Genomic DNA, 2,974 nt, shown 5'->3' with positions numbered 1-2,974 from the left:
AAACGGCCAGACAAAGAAGCTGACCAGCGCATTGATCTGCAGATCGGAAATAACGAGACTGGCCGCCATCTTGCCTTAACCGATCGCGCCGGGAATGCTTTGATACAGGCGAATGGTGAAGTCCATCATGGTATTCAGCATCCATGGTCCGGCCAAGAGCAGCACCAGAAACAGCGCCATCAGCTTGGGAATGAAGGTCAGGGTCATTTCATTGATCTGGGTGGCCGCCTGCAGGATGCTCACCAGCAAACCCACCAGCAAAGACACGCCCAATACGGGCGCCGAGACAATAATCAGGGTAAACAGCGCCTGCTGCACCAGATTGATGACCAGTTCCGGACTCATATCCTCTCCTTGCGCTTAACGCTGGGCAAAACTCTGTACCAGCGAACCCAATACCAGCGTCCAGCCGTCGACCAGAACGAACAACATGATTTTGAACGGCAAGGAAATAATCACCGGCGACACCATCATCATCCCCATCGCCATCAGGATACTGGCGACCACCAGATCGATAATCAAAAACGGGATAAAGATCATAAAACCGATCTGGAAAGCCGTCTTCAGCTCGCTGATCACATAAGCCGGCACCAGCGTCTTAAGGGAGATATCGGCCGGGCTCGCTGGTGCCGGCGAGCGCGACACCTCGATAAAGAAAGCCAGATCCTTTTCACGCGTCTGTGACAACATAAAGGCCTTCATCGGCCGGGCGGCCTCGTCGGCCGCCTGCATCATGCTGATCTTGTCGTCGGAAAACGGCACCCACGCCTTCTGGTACACCTGATCCAGCGTCGGCCCCATGATAAACAGGGTCAAAAATAAGGACAGCCCCACCAGAACCTGGTTGGGCGGCGACTGCATGGTGCCCAGTGCCTGCCTGAGCAGTGACAGCACGATGATGATGCGGGTAAACGAAGTCATCATCAGCGCCATGGCCGGGATAAACGACAGCCCGGTCATAAACAGCAGCATCTGCAAGGACAGGGAATAGTTCTGACCGCCACCGGGCGCGGGACTGCTGTTCATCATGGGCAGACCGGCTGCGTCGGCCAGAACAGGCACCAGCGCGAACAGACCGCCCAGCAGCAAAGAGGGGCTTTTCTTCATGACTTGGATTTGGCGAGTACGCTTTTGAACAGACGGGCAAAACTCTCGGGCAAGGGCGGCTGCGGCGGCAACTCGGCGCCTTCGGGCTTGTCGCGACGCGACAGCAGGTTGACATTGTGTGCAGTCACGCCCAGCACCAGCCATTCGTCGCCGGACTCGACAATCACCACCCGCTCTTTCTGGCCAACCATCACCCCGCCGACCACGCGCAAGTCGCGACTGCCACCTAAGGCGCCACCACCGATACGGCGTACCAGATAGGCACAGCCGACTATCGCGCCCAGTACCAGCATCAGCGCAAACACCACCTGCACCAGACTCATAAAAGCCGAGGGGGCCGCAACAGCCTGAGGCGCACTGGCTGACCATGCGGGGCCGGACAGCAGCACTGTCCATAACAAAGAAGGCTTGATGCTCATTTTTGCAGACGCCGGATACGCTCGACCGGCGTAATGATATCGGTCAGGCGGATACCAAACTTGTCATTGACCACCACCACCTCGCCCTGTGCAATCAGGCAGCCATTGACCAGCACATCCATAGGTTCGCCGGCCAAGCCATCCAGCTCGACGATAGAGCCTTGTGCCAGCTGCAACAGGTTGCGGATCGCGATCTTGGTGCGGCCCAGCTCCACGGTCAGCTGCACCGGAATATCCAGAATCATGTCCAGATTCTGGGAAATGGTGGCACTGGCCGGCGCAGCGCCGCCCAGCTCCTGAAACAGGCCAGAAGCAGGCTGTACTGGCGGCGGTGCGGCTGCGGCTTGCTCGGCCTGTTCGGCCAGCGCGGCGGCCCAGTCATCCATTACATCATCGGCCGCACCTTGCGTGCCCTGTTCTTCAGCCATGTTTAAGCTCTCCCGACTCCGTATCGCCGAGGTCATGCGCCCCGGCCAGTATCTTTTCCACACTCAGGGCATACTTGCCCTCAACCGTACCGTACTTGCACTCCAGCACCGGAATGCCCGACACATCGGCCACCACCCGTTCCGGTATGTCCAGCGTAATGACGTCGCCCTCTTTCAGGTTCAGCACCTGCCCCAGCGTCACCTCGGTATGCGCCAGCTCCGCGACCAGTTCGACTTCGGCCGTTTGCACCTGACGCGACATCAGGCTGACCCAGCGGTTATCGACCTCGGTACGGTCTGCCTGCATGGTACTGGACAGCACATCCCGGATGGGCTCGACCATGGAGTAAGGCAGACAGACGTGAAAATCCCCGCCGCCGGCCCCCAGTTCGATATGAAAGGACATCGCCACCACCACCTCGGTCGGCGTGGCGATATTGGCAAACTGGGTATTCATTTCGCTGCGCAGATAACTGAATTGCAGCGGATAGACCGGTTCCCACGCCTTCTGGTACTCGGTAAACACCACATTCAGCATGCGCTGGATGATGCGTTGTTCGGTCGGGGTAAAGTCGCGCCCTTCGACCCGCACATGGAAACGGCCATCGCTGCCGAACAGATTGTCGACGACCAGAAACACCAGATCCGGGTCAAAAATCAGCAGCCCGGTGCCGCGCAGCGGCTTGACGTGCACCAGATTAAGGTTGGTGGGCACCACCAGATTGCGAATGAATTCGCTGTACTTCTGCACCCTGACCGGACCTACCGAGATCTCGGCATTGCGGCGGATGAAATTGAACAAGCCTATGCGCAAATTGCGCGCAAAACGCTCGTTGATGATTTCCAGCGTAGGCATACGCCCACGCACGATGCGCTCCTGACGTCCGATATCATACTGGCGGACGCCACTGGACTCGCCATGATCACCCTCATCCTCAGTATCCCCGGTCACCCCGCGCAGCAGGGCATCCACCTCTTCCTGGGATAAAATATCGTCAGCCATCTGGGCTTACTGATTCT

Annotated in this window: 5 protein-coding genes; all 5 read right to left on the bottom strand. The window is 58.2% G+C overall.

All coding sequences use genetic code 11. The features are described from left to right. Positions 1–75 precede the first annotated feature (75 nt). The 5 genes from fliQ to fliM are packed head-to-tail and all read right to left on the bottom strand — an operon-like array spanning position 76 to position 2,957. On the bottom strand, positions 76–345 hold the full coding sequence (fliQ, locus tag EGI20_RS16995) for a flagellar biosynthesis protein FliQ (RefSeq protein ID WP_498629908.1): 270 nt from the start codon (positions 343–345) through the stop codon (positions 76–78). Positions 346–360: 15 nt separating this feature from the next. Then, a complete protein-coding gene (gene fliP, locus EGI20_RS16990; protein WP_498629910.1) occupies positions 361–1,107 on the bottom strand; it encodes a flagellar type III secretion system pore protein FliP in 747 nt (248 codons plus the stop codon). Next, a complete protein-coding gene (gene fliO / locus EGI20_RS16985) occupies positions 1,104–1,526 on the bottom strand; it encodes a flagellar biosynthetic protein FliO (RefSeq protein WP_498632892.1) in 423 nt (140 codons plus the stop codon). The genes fliP and fliO overlap by 4 nt, the downstream gene beginning before the upstream one ends. Continuing rightward, positions 1,523–1,954, bottom strand: coding sequence for a flagellar motor switch protein FliN (gene fliN / locus EGI20_RS16980; RefSeq protein WP_498632890.1), 432 nt, complete (start codon positions 1,952–1,954; stop codon positions 1,523–1,525). The genes fliO and fliN overlap by 4 nt, the downstream gene beginning before the upstream one ends. Continuing rightward, entirely contained in the window at positions 1,947–2,957 is a 1,011-nt protein-coding gene (fliM, locus tag EGI20_RS16975) for a flagellar motor switch protein FliM (RefSeq protein WP_498632695.1), read from the bottom strand. The genes fliN and fliM overlap by 8 nt, the downstream gene beginning before the upstream one ends. Between the last annotated feature and the right edge of the window lie 17 nt (positions 2,958–2,974).

It is taken from the genome of Aquitalea sp. S1-19, assembly GCF_024343515.1.
The sequence above is the reverse complement of the archived record's forward strand: the minus strand, read 5'-3'. Positions and strand labels throughout refer to the sequence as shown.